Genomic DNA, 15,482 nt, shown 5'->3' with positions numbered 1-15,482 from the left:
TGTAAGGGAGGGGCTGGAGAGCTTCGCCGGCCTGAAGGTGCATGTCTATCCACGCTGTACAATATTTCATCATGACATTATTTGCAAAGTGAGGAGTCACATCATGAGCCAATTGAAGATTCTCGGTCCGGATATCCCGAACATGCCGTGGGAAGAGCGGCCAGCAGGCCATAAAGAGGTGTTGTGGCGCTACAGCAACAACCCGGTCATCCCGCGTGATTTGCTGCCTAATTCCAATAGTATTTTCAACAGCGCCGTCGTTCCTTTCGAAGGCGGGTTCGCAGGTGTCTTCCGCTGCGATGACAAATGCCGTTACATGCGGCTTCATGCCGGCTTCAGCAAAGACGGTCTGAACTGGGACATCAACCCGGAACCAATCAAGTTCCAATGCGACGATCCGGAGATCGGCAATTTCATCGAAGGCTACGACCCGCGCGTATGCTGGATCGAAGACCGCTTCTATGTTACTTGGTGCAACATTTACCACGGGCCGACAATCGGTGTCGCTTACACATATGATTTCAAGACATTCCATCAGCTTGAAAATGCGTTCTTGCCATACAACCGCAACGGGGTTATGTTCCCGCGCAAAATTAACGGCAAATATGCCATGCTGAGCCGTCCATCCGATACGGGCCATACTCCATTCGGCGATATCTTCTACAGCGAGAGCCCGGATATGGAGCACTGGGGACATCACCGTCATGTCATGGCGCCAATGGGCGGATGGCAGAGCAAGAAGATTGGCGCAGGCCCAATCCCAATCGAGACAAGCGAAGGCTGGCTGATGATCTATCACGGCGTGCTCAACTCCTGCAACGGCTTCGTCTACGCATTCGGCGCCGCGCTGCTTGACTTGGAGCAACCATGGAAAGTCCTGTACCGCAGCGAGCCATACCTGCTGCAACCATCCACCCTGTACGAATGCGTCGGCGACGTTCCGAACGTTGCATTCCCATGCGCTTCGCTCGTGGATGCCGCTACCGGCCGCATTGCGATTTACTACGGCGCAGCCGATACAGTAACAGCAATTGCCTTCGGTTATGTAGACGAAATCATCGACTTCGTGAAAAACAACTCCCGCGTAGAGTAATCGCGAAGCCATAACCAACTGCAACCGCAAAGATGCAATTGAACCTATGGTTCTGCCGCTTTCTTTGTAACCCCTATAACACGCCCCCTGCGCGACGTCAATCGTCATGCGGGGGGCGTCTATTTTTCCCTCAATTCAGTTGACCGAATCCGAAATCCAGCAGCTTATGCGAGTCCTTCCATACCTTATCGCTTGTGGAATGGAGCACGACGGCAATCAGATGGCGGCTATCCCGAACCGCCGACGACACGAGACAATACCCCGCCTCATCCGTGAAGCCGGTCTTTATCCCCGTCGCTCCTTCATAATAATATTCACTCCCTTTTTGCAGCAGCTGATTGCGGTTGACCAAGCCCGACCCTTCATCCTGGGCTCCAACCGAGGCCGGGGTCACCTCCGCATACGTCGTGCGGACAATCGCGCGGAAATGCTTGTTCTTCATCGCCTCTTGAGCGATAAGCGCCAAATCATACGCCGAGCTGTAATGATCGGGATCGTTCAGACCGTGCGGATTGTTGAAATGAGTATTCCGGAGCCCCAACTCCTCGGCCCGTTCATTCATCATGCCAACGAACGCCTCCATCGCTTCATCGATGCTCATATCCGGATCGCCGCTTGCCTCGCGTCCGATCTGAACCGCGATCGTTCGCGCCGCATCATTGCCGGATGGAAGCATCAGCGCTTCTATCAACTGAAACCAGGAAATCTGCTGGCCCGGCTGCAACCCGGCCGTGCTCTCCCCCGGCTCCTTTAGGAGAACCACCTCGCCCACTTCCACCGTCTCATTCCCCTGCTTCCGCTCCAGAGCAAGCAGCGCCGTCATCATTTTCGTCGTGCTGGCAGGCGCCTTCCGTTCCTGATCGTTCTTGAAAAAGAGCACTTTCCCCGTATCCTGATCAATCACGATCGCCGCTTCTGCTTCCAATTCATAATAGGCGGACAACCGATTATCCGTTTCCGGCCGCAATTCCGCCAGAGCACTTTTTAAAGATTGCTTAACCCCCAAAGCCGCCGGCTGCGCCCAAAACCATACCCCTACGGCCATAACCGCTCCCAACAGAACCCACCGCTTCTTCTCAACAGCTTTCATGATTTATCTCACCTTCGCTCATTATCGTTCCTAGAATGATCCTCATTCTATAGAAACCCGCTTAACATAGTTGTAAGCAATAATGAACAAAACATAAGAAATTATGAAGAAAACATGAAGCCCTCCCGAAACATGCTGTGCTCACAGTCCTCTGCCCCCATGCTGCGAGTCTCCCTACCACTCAGGATGCCCTTGCCACGGTTGGCGGTAAATTTCCAAGTCACTCAGGAGTGATGCAACTCCTTATGACGAATATCCCAGCCGATCAGGAGGGCTGTTACAACTCCTTTTGGCGAATTCCCAGCCGCTCGGGAGGGCTGTTGCAGCTCCTTATGTTGAGTCTCCCAATCATTCAGGTGCATTTGGCCCTTATGATGAATCTCCCAACTACTCAGGCAATCAGGGTTCAAAGCAATGGTTTTCATATATCGATGCTCGTTGTAGTTTAATTCCTTCATACCAAGAATCCCCTTGACATGGAAACATATGTTCGGTACATTATAAATAAGAACGTATGTTTGTTTTTAATCTGTAATTTAGGAGGGACACGGATGACAGGCTGGACAAATGTTGCTACGTTGGAGGAGTTAATGGAGCGGTTCCCTACAGATGATTCATGTATTCCTGCCCTGTTTGCGCTGAAATGGCCTCATGGCTACCGATGCCCGAACTGCCGGCATACCCGTGCCTATGTCATCCGGACGCGGCGCCTTCCTTTGTACGAATGCAGCGCTTGCCAGCACCAGACATCCCTGACTGCAGGGACGATCCTGGAAGGGAGCAGAACCTCCCTACGGAAATGGATAGTTGCGATATGGTTCGTATCTCGTCGGGAAGAAGGAATTAATGCGGTCAGGCTAAGCTCTATTATTGAGGTTACCTACAAGACGGCATGGGCGATGCTCCATAAGATTCGCACTGCGATTAGCTGTGCTGACGAGCAAGAACAACTCGAGCATCACGTCCATGGCTTTATTGCCTATTACGGCAGCAGCCGCCAATATTCCTGTTTCGAGCTGACGGCACAAGAACATCCGCTTATCGTGGCAGCCTCGCTGGCCCCAGATGGTCAGGAGCAGGAGTATAAAATGAAGCTGGTCAATCGGCAGCACATGTCCGGCAAGCTGCTGCTTCCTTCGGGATGCGATGACTTTATTGAACAACACGTATCTGCACTGACCGCCGCCATCTCTATTATCCGCCAGCGGTTTCGAGTCAAGCACAATAGCCCCCTTTATACTGTGTTCCGGCGGGCAAAACGTTGGCTATGCGATACCTTCCGCGGGATAAGCGGCAAGTACCTGCAGCTTTATTTGGATGAATTTTGTTACCGGGAAAATGCAGCCGCCCGCCATGCAGCCGGATGGGGGACTTTGGCTGAGATATGCTTTGCCAAGAATGGGGCCAGGGACCGTTATTTAAGACGGGCAAGCGGATTGCGAGGCCGCTCTCGATATATGGCAGCTGCTTGAATCCATTCGCAGGGAAGCGGAGTATGCTGATCACTTGTGCATCCAATAAATAATAAAAGTTACTGGCCCTTAGAGCCGTAACTGATTTGATATCGATATTTAAGACGAGAAATAATTTATGGGATGTAGTATCGTCGTCTATTTCGTTCTGCGATTTTGACATGCTACGGGCTTCTCTTTCTTCCTAAGGAGACGTTTATTCTGTTCAGGTCCGGCGTCGTATAGCCTGTTCCTGTTTAACTTGCATCATCATAATTATTTGGCATCCTTTTTTCTATGTTTGGCATGCATACATACTAAATTGATAGCATCATTTTGCTTCTCTAAGCGAAGTTTGACAGCATCATTTTGCTTTTCCTAAGAGAATTTTCTTTTTCTGAGCGACTTTTTTCTGGGCGACATATCCTGAGCAACATATTCAGAGCAACATATTCTGAGCGACTAATTCTGAGCGAGGGGGATACTGATCAAAAGAAACGGGGACACCGATCAAAAGAGCCGTAGAAGCAATATAGCAATATCAAGCGGTCGCCCCAACCCCCGAACCAACGCCGCCAAGTCAACAAAAAAAGCAGCGACCCCGGCACTGCTTTGACCGTCTGATTTTGACCATCTTATTCGGGTACTTTGGTTGAGGCTCTTTGCCCGGACACGCCGTCCGCTTGACTCTTATAAGCAGGTTCGAGCGGAGCGAATCGCGGAAGTTCGATAATGAACAGCGTAGCCTGAGGCGAGCTCTCGGCGCGGATAGTTCCGCCATGAAGCTCGGTAATCGTCTTGGCGATCGCAAGGCCTAGTCCGGAACCGCCGGTTTTCTCGGAACGTGATTTTTCGACGCGATAGAAGCGATCGAAGATATACGGCAAATCGTGGCTCGGGATCGGGTCACCCGCATTTTTGACGACAATCTCCACCTTGTCTTCATCTTGTCGGAGGTGCAGCTCCACGACGCTGCCGCTGTATGCATAGTGCATCGCATTGGACAACAGGTTGTCGAACACGCGCACCAGCTTGTCCGGATCGGCGTTAACCCAGCATTTGTCCGTATTGCTGCTCATTTGAAGCGTCAATCCGGCCTGCTCCATCGGATACCGGTAGTGCACGCACAGCTGGCCAGCCATCTCAGACACGTTCATCGGTTTGGTGCGCAAGGCCATGCCGCCGTTCATCCGCGTATATTCGAATAGATCGTTAATCATGACATTCAGCCTCTCGGCCTTCTCATAGGCAATATGAATATAATGCCGCAGTTCCACTTCATCGCGATAACGGTCCTGCTCGACCAGCCCCAAATAGCCGAGAATCGAAGTAAGCGGCGTCCGCAAATCATGCGATACGCTCGTAATCAGGTCGTTCTTCGTCCGTTCGGCCAGCCGTTCTTCCTCGATAGAGGTCTTCAATTGGTACACCATGTTATCAATGTTCTTGGCCAGACGTCCGATCTCGTCATCGGTCGTAATATTGCATCGCTGATCGAAATCCCCATCCGCAATATGCTGCACCGTTTCTGTAATCCGCTCAAGACTGCCAATCAGCTGGCGGTTCAGCAGCACATAAAAGAGGATAAAGAGAATGATGCCCGTAATCACCATTGTAGGCATAACGCCCAGCTCAAACGCCAGGAAATTGATGATTCGGTACGTGACAGGCTCCCTCAGCTCCCGTATCACGCCGGCGGCGAACATGAGCAAAACAAGGCTCATAAAGGTAAGCAGCAGGGTCAGTACAAATCTGAAGAGCAGCTTCCAACGGATACTTTTAGCCCAATGCTTGTTCAATCTTATACCCTACTCCCCATACGGTCTGAATATATTTGTCGCCATGGGCCTCCAGCTTATCCCGCAGCTTGCTGATATGAACCGCTACTGTATTGTGGGAGCCGTTGAAGCTCTCCTGCCACACCCGTTCGTACAACTCTTCGGCGCTGTAGACTCTCCCCGGATGGCTGGCCATCACATAGAGGATTTCGAATTCCATCGAGGTCAAATGGATCGGCTGCCCGTTCACCCGAACGGTATGCGTCGCCTTGTTAATCTCAAGATCCTGGATACGAATGACTCCGGCAGGCTCGGAGCCGGCCTGGATATGAGCGTTCAACTGATACGTGCGGCGAAGAAGCGACTTGACGCGTGCCACCAGCTCCAACGGATTGAACGGCTTCACCATATAATCATCCGCGCCGGTCATCAGCCCCATAATTTTGTCCATGTCCTCTGCCTTGGCGCTCAGCATGAGGACCGGTGTCGCCTGCTTTTCCCGTATCTTCAGACAGACGGACATCCCGTCCAGCTTCGGCATCATGATATCCAGAATGACCAGGTCCACCGGATCCCGTTCCAGCACCGACAAAGCTTCAACCCCGTCATGCGTCTTGAACAGTTGGTAGCCTTCGTTCCTTAAATATATTTCGATTAAATCGGCAATTTCCTTATCGTCATCCACAATTAAAATGCGGGTCACGTTCGAACCTCCTCGCAATATTCGTCAACCTTTCGGCTTTAGCATAACAACATCACAGGAGTGAATTCAACTATACCCGGCATTTGGCACAAGCCCACCCGCTCCCCGCACCATAGGAAAAGTGCTCCCCACCTCAGCGCACGCTGGGCCGCCTTAGGCAGAGCCATACCATTAACCAATCCGTTGGCTTTTTTATGATCTGGATACAAAAAAATCCTGCGTCACGCAAAGGCGGCACAGGATGGCGATGCAGGTACTTCAAGTAATGTCTTATCTTGCCGGAGCGCCTACCGCTTCCAGCCAAGCCTTCGCGATCAGCGCGTGGCCAGCGGGCGTCGGATGCACGCCGTCCGGAGCCCAGAATTGCGGTTCGCGGCGCGCGGCCGCCTGCGCGAACAGACCGTCCAGCGGCACATAGTAAGCGCCGTATTCCCGGGCAAGCCGGCGCACAATATGGATTTTCGGATCCAGATCCTCCCGCCATTGCGTCCGATCGGCCGGCACCGGCAGTACGAACGGCTCGACGAGCACGAGCTGCGCTTCCAGCTCCTTCAAGGTCCGTTCAATAATATCGCGGTACCCTGACTCGAATTGCTCGGCCGTCGTCTCCTCCTGACGGTCATAGCGCCGCCAGCAATCGTTAATCCCGATGTAAATGCTGACCCAAGCCGGCTTGAGCTTCAAGCAGTCTTCCTCCCAGCGCCCCTGCAGATCGCGAACCCGGTCCCCGCTGATGCCCCGGTTCAGGAAAGTGACATCGAGCTGCGGGTACATGCTCTGGAACAGGCCAGCCGCCATGAAGGCATAGCCTGTGCCCAGATGGGAGGACAGTTCCCGCTGACGGCCCGCATCCGTGATGCTGTCGCCTTGAAAAAGAACTACATCTCCGTCTTGAATCGTTCGCTTCGGTACTGAGCTGTTCATCGAATCCCTCCATCGATTGGTATGACCCTGTTCCACGGATGCATCGCATCATGGAACCCCCGATAGCCCTTGGTCCAGTAACCATTGGCAGCCATCCCGGGACGTGGCACGGATTCACCTTGTTTCTCACCGCATACCCGCCCGTTCTGTCCTTGGCAATCATCATATATCCTGCCTCCCCGTCTGTCCATACAGAAGGATCCACAAAATGTACGAATTCGGGAACAATCGGCGTCTCCGTACGATACGCGGGAGCGGCCCCCAAGTGCGGGATGAAGGCGAGACCGAGCGCGATTCTACTTTACACATGCGTTCCTGGCATATACGACCTCAATTTTTGTACAGGAGCAACATGGATCCTGCTTCCTCCTCTACAGCTTGGATGGCATCGAATCTTGCGCATCGTGCATACTCTATTTTCAAGCCAGTTTACTGCGTCAGAGTAAGCAAAGGAGTTTATGAGGTGCATTGTGCCAGGTCTAAATTAAAGGAGTGATAATGTGAATTCACTGCCTGTACGAAGGAAGCGATGTATAATTCGGGCGCGGAATAACAAAAAATAATCACCACAATAAAAAAAACATTTCCATTATAATAGGGCACATTTTAGAAAGAAGAACAGCACTCCGCATTCCGTTATGCCGATTCGCCGGATGAAAAGAGGTCCCTCGTCCGTTTTCATAAAAACACGAACGTCCTCCTGAGGGAGACAAAGTTCAAAAAACGAGAACGCGTGCTGTCATTAGGATTATGCCACGTCAGCTTTCCCTTCCTTACTTCTGCCATCGCCCGAATGTCCACAGCACGAAGACGAAAAAAGTGCGTATAATTGACAAATACTTTCTATTAACAGGTTTTATAGCCATAAAAGAATAAATTAATGTCATGAAAATTTACACTAAACGTCATATAATCTTTAACTATTTTATGAACTTCACGATGTTTGCTATTTCAAAATCCGCACATTCTCAGTATAATGTTTGAAAAGTGTTCCTATAATGCTTGAAAGGATGGGTGATGAGCCTTGGAAATGTTACAACGTGAACAAGCAGAAGTGCTAAACCCGTACGAAATCGTACAAAAGCAAATCGATGCGGCTGCGGCAAAATTACAGTTACCCGAACATGTTACTGAACTGTTGAAAAAACCGAAACGGGTATTATCGGTGAGCTTCCCTGTACGGATGGACGATGGTACGGTACGGATTTTTGACGGGTATCGTTCCCAGCACAACGATGCTATCGGACCAACAAAAGGCGGCATCCGATTCCATCCGGACGTGACACTGGACGAGGTCAAAGCATTATCGATGTGGATGACGTTCAAATGCGGCGTCGTTGGCCTGCCTTACGGCGGGGGCAAGGGCGGCGTCATTTGCGACCCTCGCCAAATGAGCAAAGGGGAAATTGAACGGGTCAGCCGCGCTTTCATGGAAGCCATCTCGGATATTGTAGGACCTGAACGGGACATTCCGGCTCCAGACGTATACACGACACCGCAGATTATGGGCTGGATGATGGATACCTACAGCAAGCTGCGCGGACATTATACGCCGGGCGTCATTACAGGCAAACCGATTATTATCGGGGGCTCCCAAGGACGGAATGCAGCGACGGCCCAAGGCTGCGTATATACGATTCAATCGGCGCTTCAGGACATCGGCCGGCCGATGGAGAAGGCGACGGTAGCGATTCAAGGCTTCGGCAACGCCGGACGCATTGCGGCTCGCCTGCTGACCGACCTCGGCGCGACCATCGTAGCCGTAAGCGACTCCCGCGGCGGAATCTACGATCCGAACGGACTCGATCTCGACCGCGTCGAACAGTTGAAGGACGAAGCGACGATTCTGGAATACGGCCACGATTTCCACATCTCGAACGAAACACTGCTTGAGCTGGACGTCGATATCCTCATTCCGGCAGCATTGGAAAATGTCATCACGAAGGAAAATGCCCCTCGCATCAAAGCCCGCATCGTAGCGGAAGCGGCGAACGGCCCGACGACGCCGGAGGCGGACGCTATCCTGAATCAAAAAGGCTGTATCGTCATTCCCGATATTTTGGCGAATGCCGGCGGCGTAACCGTATCCTACTTCGAATGGGTACAGAACTTGATGAACTACTACTGGAGCGAAGAAGAAGTCCTCGACAAGCTGCAGACAAATATGGTCAAGTCGTACGAAGCGGTGCGCGATATGGCGAATGAGTACAATACGGACCTGCGTACGGCCGCATACATGATCTCGCTTCAACGCGTTACTGAAGCTATGCGCGCTCGCGGCTGGGTGTAATCGAGCGAACCAGCGCACGAAAGAGCTATCTTGCTGCAGAATCTATCTGCCGCAGGGTAGCTTTTTTGCTGCATTCCGGTTATGCTCCTGCGACCAAAGCTTCCATCCATTAGCCCGGATTCAACTCTCCAATTTTTCATTTTTTCGCTTCATTTGGCTCACGGGCGCTATTTTCCTTATAATAGGTTATAGCGCATGAAGGATGACGCGTCTCAGGCAGCGTCGAATAGCGGTACATTCTCATCTAAAGGAAACGTATTCATCATGAACACCATGAACCTACGGACGCGGCGTCCGTTTCAAATGATTCGCGGGGTGCTGCAGGTCTGGAAATACGCCTACCGGCCCTTTCTTCTTTTTGAGCTGTTCTACAAGCTCATGACAATCGGGTTATTTATCCCGTTCCTGTCGATCATCTTCAACAAAATATTGGAGATCGGCGGCTTCGGGGCCGCCGCTAATCACGATCTGCTGCGCTTCGTCTTGAGCCGGTACGGATTGCTCAGTCTCGTCCTGCTCGCTCCGGTGGCAGTGATGCTGATTTATACCGAATTCGCCGTTCTTATTTATATCGCTTATTACGGGATGCAAGGAAAAACGGTCCGGCTGCGCCCCGTCGTGCTCAAGGCCTTGTCCCGCCTGCCCGGGCTGTGGCGCATCGGGGTATTCGGGTTGACGCTGTATCTGCTGCTGCTGTTCCCGTTGCTGAATACGGGCTTCGGTTCCTCTTTGCTGCCGAACGTTACGATTCCGAACTTCATTACGGGTGAGTTGATGAAGACCGGCACCGGAACGGCGGCGTTTGTCCTGTTCTTCACAATCGTCGCCATTCTGAACCTGCTCTGCATCTATGCGCTGCCCATTCTTGTGTTGGAGGAGTCGAACCGGTTCTGGCGCGCCTTCGCCAAGAGCGCCCGCCTGTTCTGGAAGAGCAAGTGGTCGATTCTGAGGGCCGTCGGCGAGTGGGTGCTCGTGTTCGCCCTGATTGTCGCCGTCTTCATCGCCCTTATTGCCGCAGCGATTGCCGTCCTTCCGGAGAGTCTGCCCGAGCCGGCCATCGTCACGGTCGGGTTCGTCATCAGCTTCGGCATCTACGTGATGACCCTCGTCATGACGCCCCTGTTCATCACGGTCGTCACGCGGCTCTATGTCCGCTATGCCGGCAAGAAGCACATCCCTCTGCATTCGGGCGAGCTGGATATCACCAGGGGTCAGACACGGGCGGAAAGACGCCTCTTCGCTTCACAGCATCGCCCGAAGCTAGCCCTGTTCGGCCTGCTGATGCTCATTGCGGTCGGCTGGGGCGTCACGGCGCTGCTGACCGACTGGGGCGAGGCGAAGGATGAGTTCGTCATTTTCGCTCATCGTGGGAATGTAAATACCGGTGTCGAAAATACGATGGAGGCGTTCGAAGGGGCGATCGAGGCCGGGGCCGATTACATTGAGCTCGATATTTTGCAGACAAAGGATCGGAAGCTGGCCGTCATTCACGACCATAATCTGAGGCGCCTCGCGCGGCGCAATGTCAACGTCTATGATCTGACCCTGGCCGAGCTGCAGGACATTCCGCTTTTCCAAAACGGTTATGCCGGACGCGTGCCTTCGCTGGATGAAGTGCTGGATGCGATGAAGGGCCGCATCCGCCTCAACCTTGAGCTGAAGACGCATGGCTATGAGACGCCGGACTATGTCTCCAGCTTCATCGACACGATCCGGCGGCACCAGGCCGAGAATGAGGTTGTCGTGTCCAGCCTCGAATATGATCTGCTTCAAGAGGTGAAGGAAAAGGCTCCCGAGTTGAAGGTCGGCTACATTATTTACGCCACCTTCGCGCCGCTGAACCGGTTCGACGCCGATTTCTTCGTCGTGGAGGAGGCGTTCGTCACCGCCCGCCTGGTCGCCTCCGCCAAGCTGATCGGCAAACCGCTCTATGTATGGACGATTAACGTCCCGGAACGGGCAGCCCATTTCTATTCGCTCGGGGTCGACGGCATTATTACCGACATCCCGAAGGAAGCGAGAGAAGCCGTCACGGATCTTGGCGGGGAACCGGTCTTTTTGCTTGATCTGGAGTCGCTGCCATAACGCAAAATCGCCTCCCTTCGGCCGTTCAGGCAGGGGAGGCGATTGTTGTCTTGCCGCTGCGGCAGCAAGCGAGACATTATGGATGCTTTTTTAATGCTTCAGCTTTTCCCGCACGGAAGCCAGCTTCTGCCCAATCGATCCGGCCTTGTCGCGGCGATCGTCGATTTTCACGACGGTCGATACCCGGGAAGCCCCGCTCTGGAACGGGCTCTCATGCAGCGCGCGGATCGCCTCGAACACTCGATCCAGCGGCCCTTCAATAATCGTCCCCATCGCCGTCAGCTCATAGACGATGCCGTCAATCTGCTCGATCGCACGCTGCATATCGGCGACGTACGAGCTCAAGCTCGTCGACTCCGTTCCGATAGGAATGACCGTAATCTCTGCCAGCGCCATGGCGCCATCCTCCCTTCGTCACGCTATCCTTGAGGTCCTTATATCCGTTCTCATGACTCCGTCAATACATTATCCGCTCAGGCCGACGACGCCCTGCTCCTCATCGAGGCGAATCCGTTCCGCCGCCGGATGCTTCGGCAGCCCCGGCATCGTCAGCACCTGGCCGGTATGCACGACCAGGAAGCCTGCACCCGCGGACCAGCGAATATCGCGCACCTCGAGCGTGAACCCTTCCGGCGCGCCGAGCAGTCCCGGCCGATCGCTGAACGAATACGGCGTTTTCGCCATGCATACCGGGAGCTTCGCCGTATCGAACCGCTTGAGCTCGCGCAGCGCCCGCTTGGCGGCCGCGCTGTAGGCTACCTCGGCTCCGCGGTAAATGCGGGTGACGATCGCCTCGATTTTCTCCTCGATCGGGAGGTCATCCGCGTACAGCAGCCGGAACCGGCCCTCTTCCTGCGCGTCGGCCAGCCGCACGACGGCTTCCGCCAACGCCGCGCCGCCTTCTCCGCCCTTCGCCCACGCTTCGGAAAGAATCGCCTCTGCCCCGATCTCGCGGCACATCCGCTGAACGGCCTCCAGCTCCTGCTCCGTATCGGCCGCGAACCGGTTCACCGCGACGACCACCGGCACGCCGAAGCTCCGCATATTCTCCACGTGACGGCGGAGATTGGCAAAACCGGCGGCGAGCGCCTCCGGCGATTCCTGCTCCAGCTGATCCTTCGCCAAGCCGCCGTTATACTTCAGGGCGCGCACAGTCGCGACCAAGACGACTACCGACGGCTTCAGCCCGCTTTGGCGGCATTTGATGTCCATGAATTTCTCCGCGCCCAGATCGGCGCCGAAGCCGGCCTCGGTCACAACATAGTCGGCCAGCTTCAGCGCATAGCGCGTCGCCCGCACGCTGCTGCAGCCGTGCGCGATATTCGCGAACGGTCCGCCATGCACCAATACCGGATCCCCTTCCACCGTCTGGACCAGGTTCGGATAGATGGCGTCCTTCAGCAGGACGCACATCGCCTCGACGGCTTGGAGCTGCGACGCGGTTACCGGCTCGCCTTCGTAGGTATAGGCGACCACCATCCGGCCGAGTCTCGTCCGCATGTCGTCCATATCCTCGGACAGGCAGAGCACGGCCATAATCTCCGAAGCCGTCGTAATCATGAAGCCGTCTTCCCGCACGGCGCCGTTGCCGTCGCCCAGCCCGACGACGATATGCCGCAGCGCGCGGTCGTTCATATCGACGGCCCGCTTCCAGAGGATGCGTTCCGGCTGGATGCCGAGCGCATTGCCCTGATACAGATGGTTGTCGATCATGGCCGCCAACAGATTATGCGCCGACGTAATCGCGTGAATATCTCCGGTAAAATGAAGATTGATGTCCTCCGCCGGCACGATCTGGGCGCGGCCGCTGCCGGTCGCGCCGCCCTTCATCCCCATGCACGGCCCGAGCGACGGCTCGCGCAGCGCCGCCACCGCCTTCCGGCCGATGCGGTTCAGCCCCTGCGTCAGCCCGATCGTCGTCAGCGTCTTTCCTTCTCCCGCTGGCGTCGGATTCATCGCCGAGACGAGAATCAGCTTGCCGTCGGGCCGGTGCGCATTCGCCTCCCATACTTCCTGGCTCAGCTTCGCCTTGTATTTGCCGTAGAGCTCAAGCTGCTCCGCCGGCACGCCAATACGGGCTGCAACGTCAACTATTGGTCTCATCATTCGAATAAGCCCCCCCTGACTCCTGTCGATACCTTCATTATACATTTCCGTCCCGGACCACGATATTCACAAATCCGTGACAAACCGCAAACGTTCACGCGACCGCCGTAAAGCAACCCCACACCGCGCGCTACCCTGTCCTTCAAGCCGTTGCGCAATCCGCCTTAAGGTTCCGGCGTCTGGGCACTCCGCCTGCCGCAAGCCGTTGAACTGTGTTCCATTCAGGTTCTGGCATCCGCGCGCTCCGCCCCTCCGCAATTCTCGTCATGCCGACGGAAAGGTGTTTACGCACACGAATTTCATTTCCGTCATGTCCTGAATGGCGTATTTGACGCCTTCCCGGCCGTAGCCGCTATTCTTGACGCCGCCATACGGCATGTGATCGGTCCGGAAGGTCGGGATGTCGTTGATGATGATGCCGCCCGCCTCAAGCTGCCGGGCCGCCCGCATCGCATCGGCCAGGTTCGCCGTATAAATGCCGGCGTTCAGGCCGAAGTCGGAGCGGTTCGCCAGCGCAATCGCTTCATCGAGCGAGGCATAAGGGACAATGGACACGACGGGCGCGAAGGTCTCGCGGCAGGAGACGTCCATGTCCGGCGTCACGCCGAGCAGCACCGTCGGCATGAAGTATCCTCCCTCACGCCGGCCGCCGCAGGCAATCTCGGCCCCCTGCGCAACGGCCGCGTTCACCCATGCATCGATGCGTTCCGCTTCGCGCTCGGAAATCATGGCGCTGATGTCGGTCGCCTCATCCAGCGGATCGCCGGCACGCAGTTGCTTCGTTCGCGCCACGAACCGCTCGGTGAACTCTTCGCAGATCGACTCGTGCACATAGATGCGCTGGATGGAGATGCAGACTTGTCCGGCGTAGCCGAAAGCTCCCTCGACGCAGCGCGGAATGATCGGCTCCAGCGGAATGCCGGGCTCGACGATGAGCGCCGAATTCGAGCCAAGCTCCAGCGTCGTCTTGCGCAGCCCGGCCTTCGCCTTCAGACGCGCTCCGACCTCCTCGCTGCCCGTGAACGTAATCTTGCGCACGCGATCGTCCGTGACGACACGGTCGCCGATGGCGCGGCCGCTGCCCGTCACAATCTGCAGTGCCCCGTCGGGCAGGCCAGCCTGGCGGAAAATATCACCCTTCGCGAGCGCGCTAAGCGGCGTCTGGGAGGCCGGCTTCAGCACGACGGCATTGCCGGCGGCCAGGGCCGGGCCGAGCTTATGCGCCACCAGATTCGCCGGGAAATTGAACGGCGTAATCGCGGCGACGACGCCGAGCGGTTCGCGCAGCGTGAAGCCGAACCGGCCCTCTCCGCCCGGCGCCGCATCCATCGGGATCGTCTCGCCGTAGAGACGCTTCGCCTCTTCCGCCGCGAACCGGTACGTCGTAATCGTCCGCTCCATCTCGGCGCGCGCAGCCCGAATCGGCTTGCCCGCTTCCCGGGCCAACTGCCGGGCCAGTTCCTCCTTGCGCGCGCTCATCTGCTCGGCCGCCTTGAGCAAAATGTCGGCCCGGGCATGGGCGGGCATCGCCCTCAGCTTCGCCGCCGCCCGCTGCGCCCCGGCGATCGCCTCCTCCAGCTCCGCCTCGCCGGCCTGGCTGATGCGGGCCAGCAATGCCCCATCATAGGGGGCGAACAGCGGTGCGGTCTGCTCCGTCACCTTCCACTCGCCGTTAATGAACAATCCGTACGTCTCAACCTGTGACATCGTTATCCCTCTTTCCATGAACATCATATCTATTTTCCCATTATACATTACCTTGTAAGCGGCGGCCGGTTCGGCCTCATCTCCGTCTGAATTCAGAAGCCGGAATCAAGCTGCTGTTGTGGCGCCGGCTCTGAGTGGTCTGTCAATTCGAAAATAGCCGGTACCCTGCCTTATCCTTAGTCTCCCATTGGCTGAGGAAACATTTTCCTACTTAGCACGACCATTGCCTCTCCCCACAGTTCAGGATTACATTAT

The 15,482-nt window shown here is 55.4% G+C and carries 12 protein-coding genes; 4 read left to right on the top strand and 8 right to left on the bottom strand.

Annotation, left to right across the window (positions count from 1 at the left end; all coding sequences use genetic code 11):
• Nucleotides 1–103 precede the first annotated feature (103 nt).
• The gene (locus OCY70_RS09885) at nucleotides 104–1,093 is read left to right on the top strand and encodes a glycoside hydrolase family 130 protein (RefSeq protein WP_168180035.1); all 990 of its coding nucleotides are present in this window, start codon (nucleotides 104–106) and stop codon (nucleotides 1,091–1,093) included.
• Between the two features lie 130 nt (nucleotides 1,094–1,223).
• Here the strand turns inward: OCY70_RS09885 and OCY70_RS09880 are convergent, their stop codons facing one another.
• Nucleotides 1,224–2,183, bottom strand: coding sequence for a D-alanyl-D-alanine carboxypeptidase family protein (locus OCY70_RS09880; protein WP_213427335.1), 960 nt, complete (start codon nucleotides 2,181–2,183; stop codon nucleotides 1,224–1,226).
• Between the two features lie 224 nt (nucleotides 2,184–2,407).
• The gene (locus OCY70_RS09875; protein ID WP_213427334.1) at nucleotides 2,408–2,641 is read right to left on the bottom strand and encodes a hypothetical protein; all 234 of its coding nucleotides are present in this window, start codon (nucleotides 2,639–2,641) and stop codon (nucleotides 2,408–2,410) included.
• A gap of 93 nt (nucleotides 2,642–2,734) precedes the next feature.
• Between OCY70_RS09875 and OCY70_RS09870 the strand changes: the two genes are divergently transcribed.
• Nucleotides 2,735–3,655, top strand: coding sequence for a transposase (locus OCY70_RS09870; protein ID WP_213427351.1), 921 nt, complete (start codon nucleotides 2,735–2,737; stop codon nucleotides 3,653–3,655).
• 614 nt (nucleotides 3,656–4,269) lie between these two features.
• Here OCY70_RS09870 and OCY70_RS09865 read toward each other — a convergent pair.
• The 3 genes from OCY70_RS09865 to OCY70_RS09855 all read right to left on the bottom strand — a co-directional run bounded on the left by OCY70_RS09865 (nucleotide 4,270) and on the right by OCY70_RS09855 (nucleotide 7,039).
• Nucleotides 4,270–5,433: a sensor histidine kinase gene (locus tag OCY70_RS09865; protein ID WP_213427333.1), complete on the bottom strand. Its 1,164-nt coding sequence runs from the start codon at nucleotides 5,431–5,433 to the stop codon at nucleotides 4,270–4,272.
• Entirely contained in the window at nucleotides 5,414–6,133 is a 720-nt protein-coding gene (locus OCY70_RS09860) for a response regulator transcription factor (RefSeq protein WP_373871436.1), read from the bottom strand. The genes OCY70_RS09865 and OCY70_RS09860 overlap by 20 nt, the downstream gene beginning before the upstream one ends.
• Nucleotides 6,134–6,385: 252 nt before the next feature.
• Nucleotides 6,386–7,039, bottom strand: a complete 654-nt coding sequence (locus OCY70_RS09855) for an SGNH/GDSL hydrolase family protein (RefSeq protein WP_213427331.1) — start codon at nucleotides 7,037–7,039, stop codon at nucleotides 6,386–6,388.
• A gap of 1,030 nt (nucleotides 7,040–8,069) precedes the next feature.
• On the opposite strand from OCY70_RS09855, the gene OCY70_RS09850 reads away from it, so the two are divergent.
• The gene (locus OCY70_RS09850; RefSeq protein ID WP_213427330.1) at nucleotides 8,070–9,329 is read left to right on the top strand and encodes a Glu/Leu/Phe/Val family dehydrogenase; all 1,260 of its coding nucleotides are present in this window, start codon (nucleotides 8,070–8,072) and stop codon (nucleotides 9,327–9,329) included.
• A gap of 264 nt (nucleotides 9,330–9,593) precedes the next feature.
• Complete coding sequence (locus tag OCY70_RS09845) at nucleotides 9,594–11,414, top strand: glycerophosphodiester phosphodiesterase (RefSeq protein ID WP_213427329.1); 1,821 nt, start codon at nucleotides 9,594–9,596, stop codon at nucleotides 11,412–11,414.
• Between the two features lie 90 nt (nucleotides 11,415–11,504).
• Here OCY70_RS09845 and OCY70_RS09840 read toward each other — a convergent pair whose 3' ends face one another.
• The 3 genes from OCY70_RS09840 to OCY70_RS09830 all read right to left on the bottom strand — a co-directional run bounded on the left by OCY70_RS09840 (nucleotide 11,505) and on the right by OCY70_RS09830 (nucleotide 15,227).
• Nucleotides 11,505–11,810 carry an MTH1187 family thiamine-binding protein gene (locus OCY70_RS09840; protein WP_213427328.1) on the bottom strand — a complete coding sequence of 102 codons (306 nt, stop codon included), beginning with the start codon at nucleotides 11,808–11,810 and terminating at the stop codon, nucleotides 11,505–11,507.
• A gap of 69 nt (nucleotides 11,811–11,879) precedes the next feature.
• On the bottom strand, nucleotides 11,880–13,517 hold the full coding sequence (locus tag OCY70_RS09835) for a formate--tetrahydrofolate ligase (RefSeq protein ID WP_213427350.1): 1,638 nt from the start codon (nucleotides 13,515–13,517) through the stop codon (nucleotides 11,880–11,882).
• A 267-nt stretch (nucleotides 13,518–13,784) separates the two neighbouring features.
• Nucleotides 13,785–15,227, bottom strand: a complete 1,443-nt coding sequence (locus OCY70_RS09830; RefSeq protein WP_213427327.1) for an aldehyde dehydrogenase family protein — start codon at nucleotides 15,225–15,227, stop codon at nucleotides 13,785–13,787.
• Nucleotides 15,228–15,482: the final 255 nt, after the last annotated feature.

The sequence above is a fragment of the Paenibacillus melissococcoides genome, assembly GCA_944800085.1.
In the GTDB taxonomy this organism is placed as follows: domain Bacteria; phylum Bacillota; class Bacilli; order Paenibacillales; family Paenibacillaceae; genus Paenibacillus_B; species Paenibacillus_B melissococcoides.
Note: the sequence above shows the minus strand (reverse complement) of the source record. Positions and strands in the feature narration are given on the sequence as shown.